This is a genomic window from Colwellia marinimaniae, assembly GCF_002207865.1.
Classification (GTDB): domain Bacteria; phylum Pseudomonadota; class Gammaproteobacteria; order Enterobacterales; family Alteromonadaceae; genus Colwellia; species Colwellia marinimaniae.
In genome coordinates this window covers 17841-42766 of sequence record NZ_BDQM01000018.1, presented here as the reverse complement: position 1 = coordinate 42766, position 24926 = coordinate 17841, and the positions used below count along the sequence as shown (strand labels likewise).

The following is a 24926-nucleotide window of genomic DNA, read 5'->3' as shown; positions in this document are numbered from 1 at the left end:
ACTGCCACGAGTTAATATTCATCCCAATATGGCTTATCACCAAAGCGCTGAGCAATAAAATCTATCAGTAACCGACAACGTTCGGATAAAAACCGAGTTTGCGGGTAAACCGCGTAGGCATGTATTATTGGTAATTGATACTTGCTCATCAGCGGCACTAACTGCCCTGCTTGTATTGCTTGATAACTGATAAAACTGGGTAGATAACACACGCCTTTACCCTTAATAGCCATGGCTTTTAAAAAGTCGCCATTGTTCGCTGTCATTATGGTATTAAGTGGCACCGTATGTGCTTTACCTTTAGCATCGGTAAGGCTTACTTTCCCTTGCGCATTTTGACTTTGTGCCAGGTGACTGTGGCTTTGACCAATATTACCGTACTGTAAATAATCCAAATTATTAAGCTGTGCCAAAGTTTCAATAGAGCCATGCTTTTTAATAAAATCAGGGCTGGCACATAATACATGGCGAATGGGGGTTAAGCGCCTGGCTTGTAAACTGGAGTCTTTTAACTCCGCGATACGTATGGCTAATTCATAGCCTTCTGCTAATAAATCGATATGACGGTCAACAAAATCAATGTGTAACTTTAACTTAGGGTGCAATTGAGAAAACTCATCAATCACTGGTGTTAAATGTAATAAGCCAAATGATAACGGCATAGTGATCTTTAATGTGCCTGACAAGGATTTTTTCACCCCGTGGGTTAGCGCATTTAGCTCAGCGACTTCATCAATAATGGTTATCGCCCGCTGATAATATAGCGAGCCGGCTTCGGTCAGCGCGGATTTACGTGTCGTTCTCGACAGCAATTGTGTACCTAGTCTATTTTCTAATTCTTTTAAGCGTTTACTCACCGCTGATTTAGCCATATTGAGCTGCTCAGCCGCCTTGCCTATACCGCCCGCATCCACAATACGCACCAGTAACGCCATATCTTCTAACTGTCCCATATTATACTCATGTTAGCTATTGTTCTCTTTTAGAGAACTATCTTTTATAAATACTACTGTTTATTCAAATTAGTTCAACAACTAAACTGTAATTACCACTGGAGAAGAATGAAACGAAGCAGACTAATAAAGAGTAAATTCATTACTTTGACCACAACTAAATTTGGAGCACACCATGAACAGCAGCAGTATAAAAAACATCACCACACTACAACAAATCAGCGCCCCAGTAGGTCGTGTACTATTAGCCACTATCTTCTTTATGTCGGGCTTAACTAAAATAACCGCCTATGCCGGCACGCAAGGCTATATGGAAGCCATGGGTGTACCTGGCATGTTACTACCGCTCGTAATAGCCTTAGAAGTACTTGGTGGTCTTGCCATTATGCTTGGCTGGCAAACCAGACTGGTTGCCTTTGCTTTAGCTGGCTTTAGTATCCTCTCCGCCATGTTATTTCACGCCGACTTTAGCGATCAAATGCAAATGGCTATGTTTATGAAAAATGTTGCCATTGCCGGTGGCTTTTTAATGTTAGTAGCACAAGGTCCTGGCGCTTATGCTCTCGATAACCGCGCTAGCAGTAAATAGACTCGCCCTCTGCCCTGGTAAACCACTAAAAAACAACTTGATAAAATGGAGTTACAGATGAAAGCCAGAACACTAATTAAAACTTTTTCCGGCATTGATACCGCTGACGGTGATGGCGTTAAGCTTACCCGCATAATTGGTTCTCCCCAATTGAACATGCTTGATCCGTTTTTATTGCTCGATTGCTTTGAAAGCGACCAAGCAGAAGACTACATCGGTGGTTTTCCTGAACATCCACATCGAGGTTTTGAAACGGTAACCTATTTACTCGATGGTAAAATGCGTCATAAAGACAATGCGGGCCATGAAGGTGTAATTGAACCCGGCGGTGTGCAATGGATGACAGCAGGGCGCGGCATATTGCATTCTGAAATGCCTGAGCAAAAAGATGGCTTACTGCGCGGCTTTCAATTGTGGGTCAACCTGCCAAGATCTGCAAAAATGACGGCACCGCGTTATCAAGAATTTGCCCCCGAAACCATAGCGGTTGAACAGTTAAAAAATGGTGGCAGAGTTAAAGTGATTGCTGGTAAAACCGACCAAGGCACTATCGGGCCAGTAAAAAATGACTACGTTTTCCCCACCTATATGGATATTATTTTGCCCCCAGGTAGCAGCTTTAACCAAGGCATAACTAAAGGCCATAACGCTTTTATTTACCTGCTTGAGGGCGAGGTCCTTATTAAAGGTGAGAGCAACAGTAACAGCGTTCTTACTAGTAACGGAGCACAAACATTGACGGCTAAAAAGTTAGGCATACTCAGTGATGGCGAGCAAGTTAACATAACAGCCACTAAACAAGGCAGTCGATTTTTATTAATCGCTGGTAAACCATTGAACGAGCCTGTCGCCCGTGGCGGGCCTTTTGTTATGAATAGCCAAGCGGAAATACAACAAGCATTTGTTGATTACCAAGGTGGACTTTTTTAATAATAGCAATCCGTATAAAGTCATTTCAAACTAAACAAGCAGTACATTTTCAATACAGTATTTTTAAAATTTTTGGAGCAAAAATATGGGATTATTAGTAGACGGTAAATGGCAAAACCAATGGTACGACACTAAATCATCGGGCGGCCGTTTCGAGCGTAAAGCCCCCAGTTTTCGTAATTGGATAACCCGCGACGGCAGTGCTGGCCCGTCGGGCATTGGCGGCTTTAAAGCCGAGGCCAATCGCTATCACCTGTATGTGTCACTGGCATGTCCTTGGGCACATCGCACCATCATTTATCGTAAGCTAAAAGGCTTAGAAAAAATGATTTCAATGTCAGTGGTCAATGCTTTTATGGGTGATGAAGGCTGGACTTTTGCACCAGGTGAAGGCGTTATTGCCGACCCTATCTTTAATGCTACTAATGTTCATGAAATTTATACGGCGGCACAAGCAGATTATACTGGTCGAGTGACTGTACCTATTTTATGGGATAAAAAAACTAATACTATAGTGAGTAACGAGTCACCAGAAATTATTCGTATGTTTAACTCCGCCTTTGATCAAGTCGGCGCGCTGCCAGGTGATTTTTCTCCACCAGAATTATTGGCTGAAATTGATGAGCTTAATGACTTTATTTACCCCACCATTAATAACGGTGTTTATCGTGCCGGTTTTGCCACTACGCAAGAAGCTTATGATGAAGCAGTGATCGAAGTATTTTCTGCCCTAGATAACATAGAAACGCGCTTAACTAGGCGTCGTTACCTAACCGGTAACACCATAACCGAAGCAGATTGGCGCTTATTTACTACCTTAGTACGTTTTGATGCCGTCTATGTTGGTCACTTTAAATGTAACTTACGCCGCATTGTTGATTACCCCAATATTTGGGCTTATTTGCGCGATTTATATCAAGTGCCCGGTATTGCTGACACAGTTGCTATGGACTACATCAAAGCACATTACTATGGCAGTCACGAAACCATTAACCCAACACGGGTAATTCCTGCTGGACCCATGCTAGATTTTACCAGTAAACATCATAGGGCAGAGCTTGAAAATGTTACGGTGGCATGTTCCGCGCTATAAAACCTTTAAGCCGGTAAAGTGTCGCCTTTAGTTTTATATCATTAAAGGCGGCTTTAGCTGTTCTGCACAATGTTCACTAATACCACAAAACATTTTCAGCTACTAAAAAGCCGAGCTGAAAGGACAGTTTTAGGCCTTGAAGCAAACAATCGAAGTTTAATCAAGATAGTAGCAATATTATAAAGGCATTGGTTTAGCATATAGATAACCTTGAGCGTATGGACAAGCTAGGGAATTAAGTAAATTGGCTATTTCTTCTGTCTCTACCCCCTCAGCAATGACGTCTAAACTTAACGCCTTACCCAAGGCAATAATAGCGGTACAAAGAGCCAAATCTTCATTGGATGTTAAGATGTTCTGTATAATAGACTTATCTATTTTTATTGAATCCATCGGGAATGCCCGTAGATAAGAAATAGAAGAATGACCAATACCAAAATCATCTACTGAAAATTTAAATCCTAACTCTGATAATACTAACAACCTTTTTACTGTTTTAGATGAAATAGCTAAGGGTTTACGTTCGGTTAATTCAAAAGTTAATTTCTGCGCTAAAAAAGGTGACTTTCTCACGTATTTCAGAATTAGTTCGGTAAAGTCATCGGAATTAAATTGATTTGCAGAGGTATTGATAGCAATATGTCGATCATTTATCCCCTGTTCAGACCAAATTTCTAACTGCAAGCAAGCTTGTTTAAAAACCCAATCACCTATCTTTAATATCAAACTGCTCTCTTCAGCAACTTCAATAAACTCTTCAGTATTGCGGAAGCCATTGTCGCTATCAGGCCACCTCAGCAAAGCCTCGTAGGACTTGATTTTTCCAGAGTCTAGAGCAACTATCGGTTGATAATGCAAGCATAATAGATTGTTATCGATGGCACAATTTAGCTCTAATTCCAATTTATGTTTAACGATAGCTTCTTGATGTAGCTTTTGATTATAAAAACTATAATTATTGCGACCGAGGGCTTTAGCTTGATACATAGCTCTATCACTATGATCGATTAACTCATTCGCTATTTGTGCATCTGTAGGAAAAATGGCGATTCCAGCACTGGTGGTTACAGAAACTGACTTACTATTTATTTGAATCGGCTCTTGAAAAATTGCCATAATGTTTTCCACTAACTTAACAAAGTCAGAGTCATTTTTGACATCCTTTAACAACAATGAAAACTCATCGCCGCCTAGTCTTGCCACAATATCTGAACTTCGAGTGGAGTGTTTTAATCGCCGGGCAATTTTGGTCAACAACTGATCGCCAGCAGGGTGTCCATAATTATCATTAATAAATTTAAAATTGTCTAAATCTAATGTCACTAAAGCAAACTTTTGTCCCGAACGTTCACTCTGTTGAATAGTTTTAATGAGTAATTCATTAAAGAGACTTCTATTATACAAACCAGTCAAACTATCATAATGAGCCAACTTTGCCAGTTTTGCTTCAAGATCTTTACTCTTTAATGAATAGCGAAACGTCCTTTCAAGTAGATAAGAGGTTAATTCACTTTTTATCAGGTAATCATCAGCCCCCCTCTCCATGGCATCGAGGTCGGTTCGATAATCATCGACTCCTGATAACATAATAATGGGCGGAGCGGTTTCATATTGTTGCTTTATCTCAAGGATTAACTCTACCCCCAATTCAGCCCCTAAGCGATTGTCCAAGAAATAAAAATCAAAATGTTCATTCGCTATTTTAGTTTGAGCAGACTTAAAATCCTCTGCCCAAACAATCGAGCCAATATCACCAACGGCCTCTATTAACAATGCCTCTAATAAGATGTAATCATCTTCATCATCTTCAACAATAAGCACTTTAAATTTAGAATATTTCCCCATTTCAATCTCTAATTATTTCAGTTATTTTTTTGGTAAAGATACTAAATGAAACCAATAATCAGTAACAGATTTGATCATTTCTACTAAACTATCAAATGATACTGGTTTTATAATAAAGGAATTAACCCCCATATCATAAGTTCGGGCAATATCTGCTTCCGCTTTTGACGTGGTCAAAACAATGATAGGAATAGAACGAAATTTATCGTGTTGTTTGATCTTGCTTAATACTTCCCTGCCGTCCATCACCGGCATATTTAAATCCAGTAAAATCAACCCTGGTAGCGGTTGGTCAATCAGGTGGCTATATTTTCCTTCGCGGTTTAAATACTGCAATAATTCTTTGCCATTATTAGTGAAATCTATCGGGTTGCCCAATCGTGCTTCTTCTAAAGCATCAGTCACCAATAATTGATCATCGGGATCATCATCACACATATGTATTCTAATCGGGGTCATACTTTGGTTCATAAATTTTCCTCAACTATATGCAAGAGTTTATAATTCGAATAATAAAATAAAGCATGCTCCTTTATCTAATTCTGCTTCAACGTATATCATGCCATTGTGCATTTCCATTATTTTTTTACATATCGCTAGACCTATGCCTGTGCCTTGATACTGACTACGACCATGTAAACGTTGGAATATTTCAAATATTTTTATCGCGTATTCTTGTTCAAAACCAATGCCATTGTCTGTAATTTTAATTTGCCAATAGTCTTTATTTTCAACGATAACTTGTTGACTGGTTATTTTTATTATAGGTTGTTCACCTTCCTTAGCGAACTTTAATGAATTGGATAGTATATTTAAAAACACCTGATAAAGTTTATTACTTTCCCCCAAAATGATAGGTAATTGTTCAATATTTATCTGAGCGGATTTTTCATCAATACTGATATGTAAATCGTCAATTACACTCTTTAATACTTCATTAAGATCCGTCTCTTTGAGAGTATAATCATCACTACCAACCTGAGAAAACTTTAATAAATCATCAATTAAACTGCGCATCCGTGTTGAAGCTTTTTGCATTCTATCAATATAATCAATGGCTTTTACATCATCAACAATGGCAATTCGTTTATGCAGACGGTCACCGAAGGCTTGAATTTTCCGTAACGGTTCCTGTAAATCATGTGAGGCAATATAAGCAAATTTTTCTAACTCAGCATTAGATTGTATCAGTCGGTTATTGGTACGATCTAATTCACATGCTTTTGTGTTTAATTTTTCATGAGCCGCTTTTAATTGTTCATGATGGGCTATTTGAATTTTATAGGTTTGCACATAGTCTAATACCAGGCCAACCAAAGGTATTACATAAGCAATGATTTTTAAAAAATGAGCAATATTAAAGTCACTATCAAACAATCGTTGTGAGCCAAAGGCCATATGTAACTCCACCGCAACCTCGGGTAAGGCACTTAATAATAAAGCGGTGGCAAAAATGCTAGGGTAGCGTTTGGCAAACATTGGATAAACAACTAAACCAGCAAAAAGAAACAGTAACAATGGCACTATGTCATACGGACGACGAATAATTGCATGCGGAAACTGAGTTTGTGGCAGGTCATGACTTGTTGCGGCAAAATAGATCAGTAGATAACCAATAAATGCAAAGACCAAGCTGGTGATAATAATAAATTTAAAACCATTCTTCGGGTGTATTTTTCTCCCCGATAAAAACATGCCCACGCCAGCAATCATAATGACAGCATTAAAAACCCGTGATAACGCCCAAGTAAAAGGAATTAAATCATTATTTTCGGCAACGGCACTAATTAACCTAGTCGCAGCTAAGGTATGAAAGGCATCCATAACGCCGGCACAAAACAAGGCGACACCAATAACAGGCGTAGTAATATCATTGGTTATAGAATAATGACAGAAAGCCAATAATACCACGAAGATAGCGGCACTAAACGCCGTCCACTCAAGTAATGCATGGGTAAAACCACCCGATAATTGATAAAACATATCATCGGTTGTGACTTGAGCAATACTCGATGCCTGACCGGTTGCCGGTACGTGAATGGCATTACCAAAATCAGCGCCCATCAATTGCAAAAGAAAAGGTAATATACAAATGACAACTACAGCGAGAACAATAGCGCGGGGCAGTCTATATTCGTCTTCAATGTAAAAGAAATTAATCATATTAAAGTTGTTTTTTTTAAGATTAATTTGTTGAGTATAATACAGCTTATTGATTTTTGGTTGTTTATTTATTCAAATTAGAGATTGAAATATGAATAAGTTTAACTGTTAAACCCTAGTTTAAATAATCATCTAAAATCATATGAAGGATATGGTAATCCGAGTGCTCTCAATTCGTTAATGCTTTCGCCCTGAGTCAAGATTGTGGTGCCTTTTTTACCTCTCTTATCACAAATAAATCTCATCGTTTGTGAGCTGATTTCAATAATTATGATGATACTTGTCGCCAATCCCCATAGCCAATGGTGATCTTTTCTTATAGGGTCTGTTAAAATGACTAAATAAAAACCTCGCTATTTATACCGTTATAAACAGTGCAACTAGCTAGTTTTCTAGCTCAACATTAGCCATTGAGCAGGCAATTTTTCACTACTATTTAACCCTCCAACCTAAAAACCAACCCAACTCACTGATAGTGAACAAAGTATCATGGCAATTCTTTGGAAAAAGCAGCAGGCCTCAGTGCAGAAATGCGTAGTTGGGTGTTAATGACTGCCTTTATCACCTCAACGTTAGTGCCGTTAACATTACTGTTAACTACGTCAGCATTACCTATAGTGGCCAAGCCCGCATCGACAGCAAGCACTGTGATTGATGAAAGTGCCACTCAATCGACATTAGAGCATGCTGTTGTGCCGTTACAGGAACAAGCCTTATGGCACATGCCCAGTGAAATTATTTTTCAGTTTAGTGAAGTTTTAACAGCACTGACCATTAAAGTCTCACCGGCATTTTTGCCAAAAATAAGCATCAGCGATACTCAATAAGATGCTAAACATTGCTCATTACTCCCCTCATCAGAGGGCGAGCAATTAATTGCGGCAGTAATGCAAAATGATATTGCCACCATTGAAGGACTGCAAAACCAAGGTATAGATATTAATACCCAGCGATTGGTGATGGCACAGCGTTGATTATTGCCGTTGCACTTTTCCATGGCTTAGCTAAAAAAGATGGCATTTTTTCTTGATACTTGCGATGAAGATAATACCTTATTGAAAAAAATTCGAATAGTTTGACAAATAATTATATTACCTGTCTTTCTCTTTACAAAAAATGGACATCACCAGATCGGACAGTTTACTGCGGATATCGTTTTTTGTTAAAGTAAAATCTGCACCGATTAAATTGGCAACATGTAAAATAGTCGCGGTATCATTTTTTTTTAAAGTACTCCCTGATACCGCGATTATAGGTACATCACTTATTTCTTTAATAAACTCGATAACTTCATAACCGTTGGTATTAGGCATTTCAATATCGGTAATAACTAAATCGGGTTGAAATGAAAGTAATTTATTTTTGGCCTCGACAGCACAAGAAAATTTTCTAATATTTAGCTGAGCATTGACTTCTTTTGATAATATTTCCTCGGTAATTTCGAGCGCTACTTTAGAGTCATCTATGATCATAATGTTAAACATTTGTTATGTCCTTATCTTTACCATGGCCTAAAAAGCAACTTAAGTGCTTCATTTTAAATCTGATAAACAATGTTTTAATGCCTATGGGCAAGTTGCACAACACCACTTTAATGCATCATGATAGTTCATGAGTAACATCTCTTCTGATATATCGTGCTTAGCCATGATGGTACAGGGTTCGTATTGATTGTCTGAGAATTCATAATGTTTTGCTATTTCGAGTGCATCATGTAATAGCCCTTTTTTGTTTACTAAGGCCGTTTTTATTTCCTCTGCTAAGGGTAAATCCATAATTATTTTTTCAAGGGAGCAATTGAGAATAGCACCTATGTGACTCATGACACCGGTAATAAAGGCTAAGCCTCTTATTTTTAAAAATGCTGGAGAAAAAGATATATATTCCATCATCTTACCGCGCACTAATGACTCTCTTAACAACTCATTATTACAATCAGATGATAGCTTTGACATAGCGATAATAGCGATAAATTGTTTTATTTTATCGGTTCCCAAAAAAGTAACCGCTTGCTTTATCGAGCTGATTTCTACTCGATTTTTTTCTATTTCCAAATTGACTAATTTTAGCACTCCATTCACTAAACTTACATCCTGAGAAATTATTTCAGCTAAAGTATCAAAGTTCATCTCTAGCTGACACACTTCGGCAAATAGCAGCAGCAAATTTAACTTAACAGGCTTAATAAAATGGCCAACGCTTATTTCTGGTTTGTGAAAAAAATAACCTTGAAAATAGTCAATACCTATTTGGATTAGCATATTAAACTGTTGATGAGTTTCAATTCTTTCGACAACAATCTTTATCTTTTTATCTGCGACGAACTTGCTATTTTTTAAGGCTGCTATTTTCTCAAATGGAATGTCTTCTCTATCAACCTTAATAATGGATATATAGGGAAACAACTGTTCCCACTTAGGTGAAAAATCATAATCATCTAATGCTAAGATATAGCCTTTTTTATATAAATCTGAGACTACTTTAATAACATCAGGCGTAACATTAATAGTTTTTAACAGCTCCAAAACTACAGCGTTTCTATCTAACACTAAGGGTACATTGGCTAATAAAGTTTTTTCATCAAAATTGATAAAAGCTTTTTTTTGCGAACAAAGATTGCTTAAGTCACCATAAAGTTGGTTTTGTAAAATAATTTTCGTGCTGGCTTTTTCTGGCTCTGAACAATTATAAAAATCATCTAAACTATTACGATATAAAAGTTCATACGCATAGGTATTCTGGTTATGATCAAAAATAGCTTGGCGAGCAACAAATTTATTTTTAATCTCTTCCATTACACCTTTCCCAGTTTTTATTTTTTATTTTTTTACTATGAATTTAGTCTAGTCACTATTTAGGTAATAACAAAAAACGTCGCTAAATAAAAATTTTTTTCTTTAGCTAATAATGTTATTGGAATACCTATTAACCTATTTGATGACTGTGCTTGCGGTCATCAAAGGAAATAACAAAAAAGCGTAATAATCAACCTATTACGCTTTGTTATTTTCACTAAAATTCTTGCTAAAAAGTTTTACTAACAAGCTTTATTAAAGAATTTTTAAGACTCGTGCAACTGGTTAGTAGCATACTTTGCTCTTATATTTTTTTAATACGGACACTGCCACCACTGGTTTTTAATACCAATTCAGGGCCACCGCCATTGATGGTGCCTTCAATTGAACGTTTAGTGGTTTTGCCATTGACAACAAACTCACTTGAGACACGGCCACCGCTGGTTTTAGCGGTAAGATTTACTGCTACGTCTTTAGCTAAATAAGCGGTAATAGAGCCACCAGAAGTTTTTAAGTTACTATCTTTGCTTGGATTGGTCGGTAGTTTCAGTTTAATGCTGCCACCTGAGGTTTTGGCATTAATTTTTCCAATGATATTATCCAGGTCTAAACTGCCACCTGAGGTTTTAATATCAACATCACCTTGTAGATCTTCTAAAGAAATTGAGCCGCCAGAAGTGTAGGCATCAACTTTACCGGTGAGGTTTTCAATTTCAATAGAGCCACCACTGGTATTAATATCGACATTATAGTTTTGTGGCAAAGTTACTTTATAAGTAACTTTTATAGGATTACTGCCGAAGCCAAAGCTGAAGCCGCTACGCTCAAAATCCCCTTTAATGCTGATATTATCACCACTTTTTATGAAACTAACCTCCATATCATCTTCATTTTTTCCGTTAATTTCTACTGTAATCAATACAGTTTCTTTCGCATGAGTATCAATATCAATGGCACCAACATCAGTTTCAATTTTTAATAAGCCGCCACTGGCAACAGTAAACTCTTTATTAATGGTTTTAGCTTGTATACCAGCCGCCACTAACAGCAGAGCAATTGGTGCGTATTTAAAAGTATTTTTAGCGTTGAACATAGGGTATCTCCATATATCTTTATTTGTTTTATCAGTCATTGTCATTGCTAAGTGAGATGCCGCAATAACAAAAAAGGTTTAAATTTACTTTATAATTTATGGATATTTAATTTATATCGGTAATAAAACTAAATATTTGCCTCGGTTTCCCATGAAATTAAGCCTTTAGATTAACCATGAGTTTAAGAAAAAACCACCACAAATTAACATAATAAACAATATCAAGGCCAAGATAAGCGGCTTAGGCCCGGCCTTTTTAATGCTGGCCCACTGGGTTTGCGCGCCGAGTGCCGCCATGGCCATGGCTAAAGAGAACTGACTGGCAAAACTCAAAACTGCTTTCAGTGACTCGGGTAAAATAACAACACTATTAATCATCGCAGTTGCCATAAAACCAAAAACAAACCAAGGGATAATAATGACACTTTTTTCACGCTGAGCTTTATTGTCAATACGGCTACTGGCACAGCCATTAGCCGTACTAGCGATACGGCTATCGTTTCGATTGCTAAGATGACACAGTACTGAGCTCAGCATTAAAATAAATGGCGCTAACATCATCACACGAATAAGTTTGACAACCACTGCCGTTTGCATGGTTTCATCATTAATACTTTGTCCAGCAGCAACCGCCTGCGCAACTTCATGGGCGGTACTGCCGATATAAATACCAAAAGATTGCTCACTCATATCCACCCATTGATAAATAAATGGGTAACTAAACATGGCTAAGGTACCAAAAAGTACCACTGTCGCTATGGCAATAGTTACCTGTTCTTGTTTTGGTTTAAGCACAGATTCGGTCGCTAGAATAGCCGCAGCACCACAAATAGCGCTGCCGGCAGCAATTAAAATAGCAACATCACGATGCAGTTTTAGTACCTTGATACCCACAAAAGTACCGACAGAAAACACTGTACCAATAACGACCAAATCAACAACAACGGCTTGCCAACCTACCGCCAAGATTTGCTGAAAACTCAGACCAAAACCAAATAAAATAATGCCTAATCTAAGTAGCTTTTGTTTACAAAAGGTTGAAAATTGTTGCTCTCTTTTGTCCTCGACTCTTAATGAAAAATGACCATAAAGCATGCCAAAAACAATCGCTAACGGCAGGGCACTCAAACCAAAAGCGGATACTTGCTCTATTTTTGCTAAGGCAATTGCCAACAAGGTAATAATGGGCAGAACTATATAGGTAGGCATAAGGCAGCTCTTTTCTGACAAAAAACGAATAAATAGCTAATAACTAATTGGCAACGAGTTATCACTCTATGGAATATAATATAAGGCAAAGTTTACAATAAGAATAATGGATATATTTAATGTATAGTATTCAAAAAACCGAACTGTTCTTTAGTTTAAATAAAAATCAGAGACGAGCAACTAAGGCCAACTATTCCTAAGGCCTATTGTTGCTGAAGGAAACTTAGTTATGAGTATTTCGATAAAAAAACTACAACTATTTGAAGCCACGGCACGCTTAGGTAAACTCAGCAAAGCCGCCAATGAGCTGGCGTTAAGCCAATCTGCCGCCAGTCAAGCATTGAAAGAATTAGAGCAAAGTTTAGGTTATCCACTATTTGAACGGGTTGGTCGAAATTTAGTGATCACTGAGAATGGTCTTAAATCCCTACCTAAAGTCCGCCAGATAGCCGATTTACTTGCTAGCTTGCAGCTTGCCAATCTAAATACCATGAGTGGTATCTTGCGCATTGTCGCCAGCGCCACCATAGCCACTTATTTGCTGCCTAAATTAATTGCTAAATTTATAAAATCTTATCCTGAAGTAGTACCTGAAATACACATAGGTAATACCCAGATGGTGATAGATCATTTAGACAAGGGCAAAGCCTCTATTGGTTTAATAGAAGGACCCGCGCTACATAAACATTTAAAAATCATCCCGTGGCAAGATGACAAATTACAAATTTTTTGCCAACCTAATCATCCGTTAGCAAAAAACTCGACCATCAACCTAGAGCAACTGCAACAACAGTCTTGGGTATTGCGTGAACACGGCTCTGGTACACGGGCTATTTTTGATGCTGCCACCGAGCAAAGAGGTGTACAAATTAATTTAGCCATGGAGCTAAGCAGACAAAGTGCCATTAAAGAATCAGTTAAGGTCGGTTTAGGGCTAGGTTGCCTGTCACAACTCAGTATTGCTGAAGAGCTAAAAAATGGCGGTTTAGTGGCGCTGAAATCACCACTGGACTTATCAAGACGTTTTTCCTTGGTGACTCATAAAGACAGTCACCATAACTTACTTACGCAAAAATTCATTGATTACTTGATAACAGCAAGTCCGAATAAATAGCAGTGCAAAAGCAATAAACTAGCCAATAAAAAACGGCAATGAATAGTATTCACTGCCGCTGCTATTTAATATCAGCTATTAGCCACTTATGCCGCGCCCTTTATTCATCTACTGTTATTCATACCTAAGCCGCTTTAATAATATTTTTATCGCCACTTTAACTGCTTATTTTAATCTGTTAGCCAGGGTATAATTTATTCACGATCATCAGTAACTTGTTCAACCATTTGCTGCATTAAGCTATAAGAAAGTTGACTATAGGGCGGCACAAATAAATCCGCATTAAACAGGTTTGGGTAGTGATCTAATAGTCCCCTACTGTCTAGGTTAACCGAGGCCGGTAACATAGAAAGTTCATCGACAATCCTCTGCTGAACTTTTTTATCAATAAAATAATTAGCAACAACTTCTGCTGCGGCTAGCTTGTCACCTTTTAGCTCACGCACAAAATTAATGGTATCAAGCCAAGCCAAATGGCCTTCTTTAAAATTAATTAACTGCCATTTTCCTCCATGCTCATTTTGCCTCTTTATCTCAGGCCCCCAACTAGATACGATTTCAAGATTGTCATTAAACTTTGTTGAGCTTTGCCAAAATCCTCCGGCATTATTATAGAGCTGCTTAAATTTATTGAGCACAACGCCCTGCTTGGCCAGTAACTCTTTTAAAGCACTGCGATCATTTTTTTGTGCTAATTGCTCTAAGTAAAAAGGATGAAAGTCTAACGCTTGCAGTGTTAAGCCGACGTTATACCAAAACTGTCCTTGATTTAATGAGAACTTATTACGCCACTTAGCAGCCCATAAATCCTTGACTGAGGTCGGTATATCCTCTTGCTTAACCTTATTAGTATCGACAAAAAAACCATAAACACCTCCTCCCCAAGGGATATAGAGTGGTTTACCTTGCTGCATGCCCATTGCTATATGAGTTAGTTTGGGATCTAGGTTTTTATAGTTGCTTAATCTAGGCGAATTAATATTTATCGGTTGTAACAGTCTGGAAATCTGTTCACCGTGCATTTTAATAAAAAAAAGTGTCAGGAAAGTAATATCACATTGCTTATTTCGGATCACGGCAAACATTTGATCGGCATCTTCAGCTTTCGTAGTGATGACTTCAACTTGATAGTTATAACCCTTACTTATCAATATTTCATTTACTTGCGTTATATTTTCAGCGGTCACATAGCCTGCCCAAGTAAAAATCCTTAGTTTTTCCATTGCCAATAATTGCCAAGGCAAAAGTAAAAGAATACTAAATAATGCTAGTTTGCTCACCACAGCGAGCCCCTTCATTGAATACTGATTATTTCAGTATAGAATGCTCTCTAAGTTAAGCTTAGATATTTAGTGGACACAGCCATTTTCAGCTTAAGTTATTTTCATTACTTTTCATGCCTATGTACATGGTTCAGGATCGTCATCCCCGTGGTGTCTTAATCGGGGATCCAGCTTCTAAAAGCAATGGATCTTCGATCAGAGACTTCGAAGATGACGTTTACAACGACGTCCTGAGCTAACTACATAGCCATGTTACTTTTTATTGTTAACGCTGGGCAACTACCAAGGCTCAAATAGGCCATCGCTATTGGTGGTAACCGCTAGATAAAAGAGCAATAGATAACTGACCGACTAGGGCTATATGCTTGAAATTGAGTATTTATCAGGCCAACTTTAAAAAATTTAATCTGCGATTAAAGCTATATATCTTCACTTTTTCAGACCTTTTCTCTGCAGCATAAATGATCATCCCTAGAGCCCAGTAAAATTTTAAATTGAACATATTAACGACATTATTGTCCTAAATAATCAATCATTTAAGATCAACACCATTGATGTTAGCCTAGCGAACAGCTAAATAAACACCGAAAGTTAATGCTAAAGATGGCATTAACCTTTCAACAACAAGGAATGTGACCCGATGAAAATATGTACAACACTGTTAATTATAATTTTTATGCTCTCTGGCTGTGCGGTAAATATTACCGCAGACTCTTTTATTTACCAAGATGACAAGGTAGAGCCTTCGCTAGATTTAATACAAATAAATAATAAAATCACTCACGATGCCACGTTAATTGATATATCTAAAATATCCCTGACGACACCAGAAGGTTTATTGCTTAATGGCGTAAAATTATTACACAAAAATGCACAGGTAAATGTCATATTCTTTGCTGGCAACGGTATGAAAATAAGCCAGTCTGCTGGCATTCTAGATCAGTTTGCCCTATTACCTGCCAATGTGATTTGGTTTGATTATCGAGGCACAGGGGTTAGTGAGAAAAGAAGTAATTTAAGTGTCAAAGATTTACAAAATGATGCACTGAACATTTTTGATTTCTCAAAGGAAAACTTACCCGACAATCTGCCAACCGCCGTTCATGGTTTATCCATGGGCTCATTATTAGCTAGCTATATAGCAAGCGAACGAGCAATCGATGGTTTAATTCTTGATGGTGCCATTAGTACTGTACCCGAATTAATTGATAATTTAGTACCCGCTTGGTCCACAGTATTTTCAACGGTAACGGTATCACCTGAACTAGCGGCAATAGACAATATTAAACTTATTAGAAAATACACTAACCCTTTATTGTTTCTTATTGGTAAAAATGATTCAACCACCCCTGTTGAATTTTCTCAAGCCTTATATGATGCTTCCAATAGTAAAGACAAAACCTTAACAATCATCGCTGATACCGAGCATAGTCAAACGATGAAAAGACAGCAAGCCATTAAAGCTTATGCTACTTTTATTAAAGGCTTAACTTGTTGTGAAGATGGCTAACAGCTTAGGCTGAGTAGCTTTACTGTCAATGGACCGCTGGCAAAGATTATGTCAGCGTCAAGGTTGTATCTAGGAGTAAAAATGTATAAAAGAATCACTTGCACCATCATCTTAACGACGCTATTAACGGCTTGTATTATACCCATTAGCTCAAGCTGTAGTAGAGAGCAAACTTTTGATAATGGCAATAATGGTTTCCCCCCTAAAGGACAAGATTGTAGTACCGCCGATGCGGCCATTTATCTGGCCAGTGCACTTTATAACGAAGTACAAAATCAACCAGAAAAAGAAGCTGCAACCAGTAATCCTCCAAAAAAAAATGCTAAGTGCTCACACTTGATAGGAAAGTCTCAAAAAGAATGTATCCGTTTAAAGGACGATGCATACGATCCTTTAGATGAGTTGTAAATCATCATAAGCAAAGTAAGTACCTTAATTAATTGACCACTTAGCGAGAATCAAAAGGCGGGCTAGAACATTGGCCCAAGTTAGTTATTACTCAATAATAAATAAGTAACCTGAACTCTGGATAAGCAGCAATCAACTGGGTTTTTCTTGCTGAAGGTTCTTTAATATCTGACAATCACCGACCTTATCGTTAGGGCAAGAGGTCGCTAGGGTATGCAATGTTTGCTCTAGCAAGGTTAGCTCGGCAATGGTTTTTCTTACCTTATCTAACTGCTGCTCAATCAAAGCATCAACTTCCTGACAAGACGACTTTGGGTCAACCTGTACTACTATCAAGGTCTTAATTTGTTCTAGCGGAATTTGTAATTCTCGACAACGCCTAATAAACACCAAACGTTCAATATCGTTATTACCATATTCTCGATAACCATTGTCATTGCGATACGCTGCAGGCAATAATCCAATGTCTTCGTAATAGCGAATGGTTTTACTGGCAACATTGGTGACCTTAGCCAGCTGACTTATTTTCATACTCACCTTACTTTGAGCCTTCATAGTAGTTTTTACACCTCTTTCATACTTGAATTCATACACTTACTCATAATAGTTTTATAACTGTTTTTTTAATCGTTGACCTTACTGTTACTGGAAGGTTTATTATGCCGCCATTATAGCGATAAGCCTTAGTAGGTGTTAGCTGAAAATATCAGAAAATTATAACTATCGGACCAATAAATCGTCGTTATGTAACCGTTAACTTGGCTAAGTACCTCACCTACCTAAGTGAGCAAATTTAGTAAATATTAGGAAGAGCAATGTTTTCATCTTATTACCACTCGTTAGTACTCCATCATGTATGGAGAAAAACTAGCTTATTAACTTATCCAGTAGCCTACCTAGTTATCTGCGTAGCTATATTGCTACTTAGCCCTAACGCAATAGCACAGGGCAATAACGCTGCTACTGATAAGCCAACAATTTTAACCTTAGCCACGGCAATTAAGCGTACCTTAGCTAAAAATCCGGCTTTTAAAGTATTCGCTCTGCGCCAAGCCTCACTGGATGGCCAACATCAAACTCAAGCACTAGCGCCTGGTTATCAGCTAGCGTTTGAAGCAGAAAATTTTGCTGGAACGGGAGAGCTAAAAGGTTTTTCTGGCGCTGAGTTTACCGTGTCGTTATCGTCTGTTATTGAAATGGGTGGTAAGCGTGATGCACGTCGTGATTTTGTTAGCCATAGAAGTGCCATGTTAGCTGCTGAACGGAAAATTACCGCGCTAACTTTATTAGCGGAAGTTACCCGTCGCTATATTGATGTACTGACTGCTCAAGCAAACTTGAACTTAGCACATGAAGCAACACAACTGGCAGAAGACACTTTGCTTGCCGTGGAAAAACGCGCCAAAGCAGGCTCGACGCCAAAAGCCGAAATCAAACGCGCCATGGCCGCTGTCGGCAGTGCCCGTTTAGGCGCTGCGACCACACAGCAGCAGTTTTCCGCCACTAAGTTTTCCTTGGCTTTGTTATGGAATGAAAGCTCGCCGAGCTTTACTAACGTTGCCGGTAACTTATATCACTTTGCTGCAGATATCACTTTTGATCGACTCTATGCCAAGGTAAAACAAAATCCTGCCATCCTCGCCTTTGCCAGTGAAGAGCGGCTTAAAAACGCACAAGTGCGCTTAGCCAAAAGCCAATCGAGTACCGATATTCAGTGGACCCTTGGCATAAAACAGTTGCAAGGTATTGGTGATACCGCCCTCGTTGCTGGCTTTAGCATACCGTTATTTAGCTCAAGTAATAATTCAGGCGCTATTATTTCAGCGCAAGCAGAGCGAGATGAAGTACAAGCGAGAAAAATCACCGCTATGTTGCAGTTGCATAACCAATTACAACAAGCCTATGCCAGTCGCAAGCAGGCTATTTACACCGCAAATAGCTTAAGAAATACCATTATTCCACTACGTGCAGAAGCACTTGCTGAAACAAAAATCGCCTATCAACGTGGCTTATATAGTTATCTTGATTATTTAAGTGCGAGACAAGAATTACTTATTGCTAAACAAATACTAATTACCTCGGCATCAGCAGCGTTACATTTTGGCGCCGACATTGAACAATTGATTGCCGAGCCCTTACCTGCCTCACAGCATTTTCAACAACAAGCCTCATATGAAAATATTTCACCGACAAACAAGCACTTTAGCCAAGGATAATTTAATGAACAAACACTTTTTAGCTCGCCGCCTGAAGGTCGGCCTAAAGAACGGATTATTAATGAGTGCTGTGCTGGCTACCTTATTATTTACCCCGCCATTTTCTCTAACAAGTTATGCAACTTACTATGCAGATAAGCCTGTAGATAACCATTCAGCTACAAAAGTAGCTGAACATGCTGATGTTCACGGTGAGCCTATCTCCATTTTAAATAGCGATGAGCACGGCGATGAACATGGCGAAGAGGGCCATATCGAAATGTCAGCTGAGATGATGAAAACCGTCGGTATTACCACCGTAACGGCGAGTTCAGGTGAAATAAAACAGCGACTGACCTTATATGGCACTTCGACTACTGAGCCAAGTAGCGTTAGTCATGTTCGCGCACGCTTTGCCGGCATTATCACCAAGCTCAGCGTCAATGTTGGCGATAAGGTAAAAAAAGGTCAGCTTATTGCTGAAATAGAATCCAATAACAGCCTAACGCGCTATAGCATTCACGCTGCTATTTCTGGTGTTATCACCCAGCGTAATGCTAATCCAGGCGAATTAGCCAATGAACAAGTATTGCTCACTATTGAGGATCACCAAAAGTTATGGTTGGAGTTACAGGTCTTTGCTACGCAACAACCTAAAGTCGCCATAGGTCAAGCTGTACGTATTACTAGAGAGCTGCAATTTACCGACTCAGTGATCAGCCAACTTTTACCTACGTCAAAAAATAGCCCTTTTATTATCGCCAGAGTGCCACTGGATAATAGCCAAGGTACCTGGTCTGCCGGTAGTCTGCTTTCAGGCTCTGTCGTTATTAACAAAAAATCAGTGCCACTCATTATTGATAATCGCGCCATTCAAGTGATGGCTGGTAAAACAGTGATATTCGTTAAAAATGACCATGGCTTTGCTATGCGCGAAGTGAGCTTAGGACTTAGCGACGGTCAATTTTCACAAATATTGTCGGGGTTAGATCTGGGCGAAGTCTACGGGGTGAAAAATAGTTACTTACTTAAAGCTGATCTGGAGAAATCCAGCGCTGAACATCACCACTAGGAGGGGATTATGATTGAATCACTTTTACGCTTCTCGATTGCCAACCGCAGGCTAATAATCAGCTTAACCTTAGTTTTAATGGCGGTGGGCTCTTGGAGTTATCAAAAACTACCTATTGATGCCGTACCAGATATCACCAATGTACAAGTACAAATCAATACCCGCGCTGATGGTTATTCACCATTAGAAACCGAGCAACGCATCACTTATCCGATTGAAACGGCTTTAACCGGGTTACCAAATTTATCCTATACCCGTTCACTATCGCGCTATGGCTTATCGCAAGTAACTGTGGTTTTTGAAGAAGGTACGGATTTATATTTCGCCCGCAGTTTAATCAACGAGCGACTGAATACCATCAAGGGTAAACTGCCCGCAGGTCTATCGCCAGAAATGGGACCAGTTTCTACGGGGTTAGGCGAAATATTCATGTATGCCCTTGATGCAGATGATGATGCCAGGCAAGACGATGGTAGCCGTTATGATACCACCGCCCTTAGGGAAATACAGGACTGGATCATCAAACCACAACTCGCCTTGGTGAAAGGTGTTACCGAAGTAAATACTATCGGCGGTTTTGATAAGCAGTATCACATAACGCCATCTCCGAGAAAGATGCTCGAATTTGATATTTCTTTCGCCGATATACAGTCAGCATTAGCAGCCAATAATAGCAACCGTGGTGCCGGCTACATTGAAAATAATGGCCAACAGCTGACGGTTAGATCGCCAGGACAATTGAAAACTATTGCTGATATTGAGCAGGTGGTGATCAAAAACCTCAATAATACACCCATTAAGGTCAGTGATATTGCTGAGGTTGCCATAGGTAAAGCATTACGTACCGGTGCTGCCACCCACAATGGTAAAGAAACAGTACTCGGCGCTGCCATGATGCTAGTGGGTGAAAATGCTAGAGAAGTGTCACTAGCTGTCGCTGACAAGCTTGCCCAAATACAAAGTTCTTTACCCCGTGGCATTAAAATAACCGCGGTTTATGACAGAACTACCTTAGTGGATAAAGCCATTGCTACCGTACAAAAGAACCTAGTTGAAGGTGCTTTATTGGTGATAGCGGTACTATTGCTATTACTGGGTAATGTTAGAGCGGCATTAATTACCGCCGCGGTGATCCCATTAACCATGCTCGCAACAATAACAGGCATGGTACAAGCAGGGGTGTCGGCAAACTTAATGAGTTTAGGGGCCTTGGATTTTGGTTTGATTGTCGATGGCGCGGTCATTATTGTCGAAAATGCCACCCGCCGTCTGGCCGAAGCACAGCGTCATAATGGCGCCAGATTGGCAGTTAAAGATAGGCTGCATGTGGTTTTTCAAGCCACGAATGAAGTGATCAGACCGAGCTTATTTGGCGTAATTATTATTACTGTAGTTTATATCCCATTGTTTTCATTAACAGGTGTAGAAGGAAAAATGTTCCAGCCTATGGCGGCTACCGTCGTTATCGCCTTACTATCGGCATTAGTATTGTCGGTTACTTTAGTACCTGCGGCTATTGCCTTATTTATGACCGGTGATATTAGTGACAAAGAAAGTCTGGTAATAAAAGTCAGTAAATCAATTTATAAACCGTTATTACTTATGGCGATGAAAATGCGTTGGTTCGTGCTGTCACTGGCAACGATACTGGTGATATTTTCTACGTGGTTGGCAACAACCTTAGGCACAGAGTTTATTCCGCAACTGAACGAAGAAGATATTTTATTACAGGCTATTCGTATTCCAGGTACCGGCATAGAGCAAGCGGTGGAAATGCAAAAGTTACTTGAACAGAGCATTATTCAATTTCCCCAAGTGCTCAATGTGTTTTCAAAAATTGGTACGCCAGAAATTGCCAATGATCCTATGCCACCTAACGTTGCGGATACTTTTATTATGTTAAAACCACGCAGCGAATGGCCAGACGCCAATTTAACTCATGCTGAATTAGCCACTGACATTATGGCTAAAGTAGCAAAGCTGCCGGGTAATAACTTTGAACTAACACAACCCATTGAAATGCGCTTTAACGAACTGATTTCAGGGGTAAGAGCGGATTTAGGTATCAAGGTAATAGGTGATGATCTGCAACAATTATTAACCACCGCCAATGCCATCCGCGAAGTGCTTGAGCAAGTTGACGGTGCTAGTGATATTCAAGTTGAGCAAGTCACTGGCTTACCCATGTTATCGATAGTGCCAAAGCGTATTGCTCTGGCGCGCTATGGTTTAACCGTTGCTGAGTTACAAGATATTGTCGCTACTGCTATCGGTGGTAAAAACGTTGGCTTAATTTTTGAAGGTGACCGTCGTTTCAATATTGTGCTTAGATTACCGGAAACTATTAGGCGTGATGTAAATAAATTGAGTGAGTTACCAATTTCCTTGGCTAGTGGTGGCTATGTACCTTTATCTGAAGTAGCAATTCTTGAGATATCGCCAGCACCGAATCAAATTAGCAGAGAAAATGGTAAAAGACGCATAGTAGTCACCACCAATGTTCGCGGTAAAGATCTCGGCACTTTTGTTAACGAAGTCAAAGCTAAAATTAGCAGCGAAGTTGAAATTCCTGCTGGTTATTGGCTAGAGTATGGCGGTACCTTTGAACAACTTGAGTCGGCCAGCCAACGTTTGTCGATGGTCTTACCGCTAACGCTAGCACTGATTTTTGCACTATTAATTATGGCCTTTAGTTCAGTAAAAGATGCCCTTATCATTTTTACTGGCATTCCATTAGCACTAACCGGTGGCGTGATTTCATTGTGGCTACGCGATATGCCACTGTCTATCTCTGCTGGCGTCGGTTTTATTGCCCTATCAGGTGTAGCGGTATTAAATGGCTTAGTGATGCTGGCCTTTATCAGAGAACTATGTAAAGAACGCACAGAGTTGCTTACTGCCATTATCGATGGCGCCATGATCAGACTAAGACCGGTATTGATGACCGCATTAGTGGCAGGTTTAGGTTTTGTGCCTATGGCACTTAACGTTGGTACCGGCGCCGAAGTACAGCGTCCGCTAGCCACGGTAGTTATTGGCGGTATTATTTCATCAACATTACTGACGCTGTTGGTCTTGCCAATACTTTATCGTATTGTCCATGAGCGAAGTTTTAGCAAAACTAAATAGTTTGCTCTATAAGCTAAAGTAAATCCGCAAGAGCATGTTCAAGGTTACTGTGATTAAAATCAAAACCATGATTGAGCAGTTTTTGCGGATAAATATTTTGGCTAGTCAGTAATAACTCAGCCCCTTGGCCCATTAAACTTTTGAGCATAAAGGCCGGTACACTAAACCAAGTCGGTCGATTAAATTGCTGACCTAAGGCTTTAGTGAAGGCAGCATTGGTTAATGGCTTTGGTGAGGTACAATTAATAGCGCCCTCAATACTGGTTGTTTGTAAGCTAAAATGAATAATGTGCACCATATCATCGATATGAATCCAAGACATATACTGCTGCCCATGGCCAAGCTTACCCCCTAATCCTAGCGTAAAGGGTAAACGCATTTTCGCCAATGCGCCGCCATCACTCGCTAAAATCACACCGGTGCGTAACAGCACTACCCGACAATGTTCACGCGCTTTTAGGGCAATACTTTCCCACTTTTCACATAACGAATGAGCAAAATCTGCCTGGCTGACTTGGGCATCTTCATGAGTGGAAACATTGCCAGTTTCACCATAGTAACCTATGGCTGAGCCACTGATTAAACAAGTGGGCTTAACTCTAGCGCGCTCAATCATGGCAATAATTTGTTCGGTTATTTGCCAGCGACTTTGGCAAATCTTTTCTTTTTGCTTAACGGTCCAGCGTTTATCAATAATGGGCTCACCGGCAAGGTTGATTATCACCTCAAAGCAATTTTGCTCGGGCAGTTGCTCAATAAATTCAATCCCTTGAGGTAAACCTTGCTTAGCTTTTTCGCTATTACGGGTTAACACAGTGAATTGATACGGCTGCTGAAATGATTTGATAAAGTGCCGACCAATTAAGCCAGTACCGCCAGTTATTAAGATTTTCATCTTTGCTCCACCATGATAGATAACACATTAATTCTTTAATAATAGTAGTTATATACCCGTTATCATTCAAGATGCATGTTTCAGAGTGCTTGAGCTATTGCAATTCAAGGCGCGGTGATGAAAAACATCAGTACAGCAAAGGTGATTGATTAGCACCTACTGCTCAAAAGATATAAAAAAACCACAGCACTTAGTTAACTGCTGCGGTTTTTTATTGACTATTAAACTAGCTATTATTGAAATAGTTACTGTGCTATGACTTAAGCTAAGACTAGTAAGTTATTTTTTAACCCATTGGCCAGCAGCATTTTTAATTAAATGCCCTGCTTGGGTTTTCGAGATAGATTTTTCACCCGCTAATTTAGTAACTTGCTGCATAGTAATTTTGTTTTTACGCGCTAAGTTCAAGTAAATATCTTTGCGTTTTTTATTCACCATAGTAACTAGGCTGCTTACTTCAGCGCTGGTAACTACCACACCTAAATAGCCATTAGGCAGTTCACCAACAAGGCCTTGCTGTTTTGCTTGGTCAATAGATATTGCCCACGCCGAAAATGCCATGGTTGAGGCAACAAGTACTAGGCATACTTTCCTAATGAAGAGCTTAATTGAATGCTTGATTGAATGCTTTATTACGTTGTTCATACTTG

The 24926-nt window shown here is 39.2% G+C and carries 22 protein-coding genes; 10 read left to right on the top strand and 12 right to left on the bottom strand.

Going from position 1 to position 24926, the window contains the following annotated elements; genetic code table 11:
* Positions 1-11: 11 nt before the first annotated feature.
* Positions 12-953, bottom strand: a complete 942-nt coding sequence (locus MTCD1_RS11600; RefSeq protein WP_057182833.1) for a LysR family transcriptional regulator — start codon at positions 951-953, stop codon at positions 12-14.
* A 175-nt stretch (positions 954-1128) separates the two neighbouring features.
* Between MTCD1_RS11600 and MTCD1_RS11595 the strand changes: the two genes are divergently transcribed.
* The 3 genes from MTCD1_RS11595 to MTCD1_RS11585 all read left to right on the top strand — a co-directional run bounded on the left by MTCD1_RS11595 (position 1129) and on the right by MTCD1_RS11585 (position 3565).
* Entirely contained in the window at positions 1129-1542 is a 414-nt protein-coding gene (locus MTCD1_RS11595; RefSeq protein WP_057182835.1) for a DoxX family protein, read from the top strand.
* Positions 1543-1599: 57 nt separating this feature from the next.
* Positions 1600-2472 (top strand): pirin family protein, encoded by an 873-nt coding sequence (locus MTCD1_RS11590; protein ID WP_159459907.1) that lies wholly within the window; start codon positions 1600-1602, stop codon positions 2470-2472.
* 85 nt (positions 2473-2557) lie between these two features.
* Complete coding sequence (locus tag MTCD1_RS11585) at positions 2558-3565, top strand: glutathione S-transferase family protein (protein WP_057182839.1); 1008 nt, start codon at positions 2558-2560, stop codon at positions 3563-3565.
* Between the two features lie 177 nt (positions 3566-3742).
* Here the strand turns inward: MTCD1_RS11585 and MTCD1_RS11580 are convergent, their stop codons facing one another.
* Genes MTCD1_RS11580 through MTCD1_RS11570 form a run of 3 tightly spaced genes read right to left on the bottom strand, consistent with a single transcriptional unit; the run spans position 3743 to position 7573 of the window.
* Positions 3743-5410 carry a putative bifunctional diguanylate cyclase/phosphodiesterase gene (locus MTCD1_RS11580; RefSeq protein WP_057182841.1) on the bottom strand — a complete coding sequence of 556 codons (1668 nt, stop codon included), beginning with the start codon at positions 5408-5410 and terminating at the stop codon, positions 3743-3745.
* A gap of 21 nt (positions 5411-5431) precedes the next feature.
* A complete protein-coding gene (locus tag MTCD1_RS11575; protein ID WP_057182844.1) occupies positions 5432-5881 on the bottom strand; it encodes a response regulator in 450 nt (149 codons plus the stop codon).
* Between the two features lie 27 nt (positions 5882-5908).
* Positions 5909-7573: an ATP-binding protein gene (locus MTCD1_RS11570; protein ID WP_057182846.1), complete on the bottom strand. Its 1665-nt coding sequence runs from the start codon at positions 7571-7573 to the stop codon at positions 5909-5911.
* A gap of 500 nt (positions 7574-8073) precedes the next feature.
* Here MTCD1_RS11570 and MTCD1_RS11565 point away from each other — a divergent pair, with 500 nt between their 5' ends.
* Complete coding sequence (locus MTCD1_RS11565; RefSeq protein ID WP_057182847.1) at positions 8074-8400, top strand: hypothetical protein; 327 nt, start codon at positions 8074-8076, stop codon at positions 8398-8400.
* A gap of 264 nt (positions 8401-8664) precedes the next feature.
* On the opposite strand, the gene MTCD1_RS11560 is transcribed toward MTCD1_RS11565, so the two are convergent.
* The 4 genes from MTCD1_RS11560 to MTCD1_RS11545 form a co-directional block, all read right to left on the bottom strand.
* Positions 8665-9057 (bottom strand): response regulator, encoded by a 393-nt coding sequence (locus MTCD1_RS11560; protein ID WP_057182849.1) that lies wholly within the window; start codon positions 9055-9057, stop codon positions 8665-8667.
* Between the two features lie 81 nt (positions 9058-9138).
* On the bottom strand, positions 9139-10368 hold the full coding sequence (locus tag MTCD1_RS11555) for an EAL and HDOD domain-containing protein (protein ID WP_057182851.1): 1230 nt from the start codon (positions 10366-10368) through the stop codon (positions 9139-9141).
* 304 nt (positions 10369-10672) lie between these two features.
* Positions 10673-11500, bottom strand: a complete 828-nt coding sequence (locus tag MTCD1_RS11550; RefSeq protein ID WP_231733097.1) for a DUF4097 family beta strand repeat-containing protein — start codon at positions 11498-11500, stop codon at positions 10673-10675.
* A gap of 126 nt (positions 11501-11626) precedes the next feature.
* The gene (locus MTCD1_RS11545; protein ID WP_057182853.1) at positions 11627-12670 is read right to left on the bottom strand and encodes a YeiH family protein; all 1044 of its coding nucleotides are present in this window, start codon (positions 12668-12670) and stop codon (positions 11627-11629) included.
* A 229-nt stretch (positions 12671-12899) separates the two neighbouring features.
* On the opposite strand from MTCD1_RS11545, the gene MTCD1_RS11540 reads away from it, so the two are divergent.
* Positions 12900-13784 carry a LysR family transcriptional regulator gene (locus tag MTCD1_RS11540; protein WP_057182855.1) on the top strand — a complete coding sequence of 295 codons (885 nt, stop codon included), beginning with the start codon at positions 12900-12902 and terminating at the stop codon, positions 13782-13784.
* A gap of 194 nt (positions 13785-13978) precedes the next feature.
* On the opposite strand, the gene MTCD1_RS11535 is transcribed toward MTCD1_RS11540, so the two are convergent.
* Positions 13979-15067, bottom strand: coding sequence for an extracellular solute-binding protein (locus tag MTCD1_RS11535; protein WP_082606596.1), 1089 nt, complete (start codon positions 15065-15067; stop codon positions 13979-13981).
* 640 nt (positions 15068-15707) lie between these two features.
* Between MTCD1_RS11535 and MTCD1_RS11530 the strand changes: the two genes are divergently transcribed.
* Together MTCD1_RS11530 and MTCD1_RS11525 are read left to right on the top strand one after the other, a co-directional pair.
* Complete coding sequence (locus MTCD1_RS11530) at positions 15708-16577, top strand: alpha/beta hydrolase (RefSeq protein WP_088568951.1); 870 nt, start codon at positions 15708-15710, stop codon at positions 16575-16577.
* Between the two features lie 81 nt (positions 16578-16658).
* Positions 16659-16985, top strand: coding sequence for a hypothetical protein (locus tag MTCD1_RS11525; RefSeq protein WP_057182858.1), 327 nt, complete (start codon positions 16659-16661; stop codon positions 16983-16985).
* Between the two features lie 132 nt (positions 16986-17117).
* Here MTCD1_RS11525 and MTCD1_RS11520 read toward each other — a convergent pair whose 3' ends face one another.
* Positions 17118-17516 (bottom strand): Cd(II)/Pb(II)-responsive transcriptional regulator, encoded by a 399-nt coding sequence (locus tag MTCD1_RS11520; protein WP_057182860.1) that lies wholly within the window; start codon positions 17514-17516, stop codon positions 17118-17120.
* 284 nt (positions 17517-17800) lie between these two features.
* On the opposite strand from MTCD1_RS11520, the gene MTCD1_RS11515 reads away from it, so the two are divergent.
* Genes MTCD1_RS11515 through MTCD1_RS11505 form a run of 3 tightly spaced genes read left to right on the top strand, consistent with a single transcriptional unit; the run spans position 17801 to position 23381 of the window.
* Positions 17801-19201, top strand: a complete 1401-nt coding sequence (locus MTCD1_RS11515) for a TolC family protein (RefSeq protein WP_057182861.1) — start codon at positions 17801-17803, stop codon at positions 19199-19201.
* A gap of 4 nt (positions 19202-19205) precedes the next feature.
* Positions 19206-20252, top strand: a complete 1047-nt coding sequence (locus MTCD1_RS11510) for an efflux RND transporter periplasmic adaptor subunit (protein ID WP_057182863.1) — start codon at positions 19206-19208, stop codon at positions 20250-20252.
* 9 nt (positions 20253-20261) lie between these two features.
* Positions 20262-23381, top strand: a complete 3120-nt coding sequence (locus MTCD1_RS11505) for an efflux RND transporter permease subunit (protein ID WP_057182865.1) — start codon at positions 20262-20264, stop codon at positions 23379-23381.
* Positions 23382-23394: 13 nt separating this feature from the next.
* Here the strand turns inward: MTCD1_RS11505 and MTCD1_RS11500 are convergent, their stop codons facing one another.
* Together MTCD1_RS11500 and MTCD1_RS11495 are read right to left on the bottom strand one after the other, a co-directional pair.
* Positions 23395-24276 carry a TIGR01777 family oxidoreductase gene (locus MTCD1_RS11500; protein WP_057182867.1) on the bottom strand — a complete coding sequence of 294 codons (882 nt, stop codon included), beginning with the start codon at positions 24274-24276 and terminating at the stop codon, positions 23395-23397.
* 279 nt (positions 24277-24555) lie between these two features.
* Entirely contained in the window at positions 24556-24921 is a 366-nt protein-coding gene (locus MTCD1_RS11495) for a YdbL family probable chaperone protein (RefSeq protein ID WP_082606597.1), read from the bottom strand.
* Between the last annotated feature and the right edge of the window lie 5 nt (positions 24922-24926).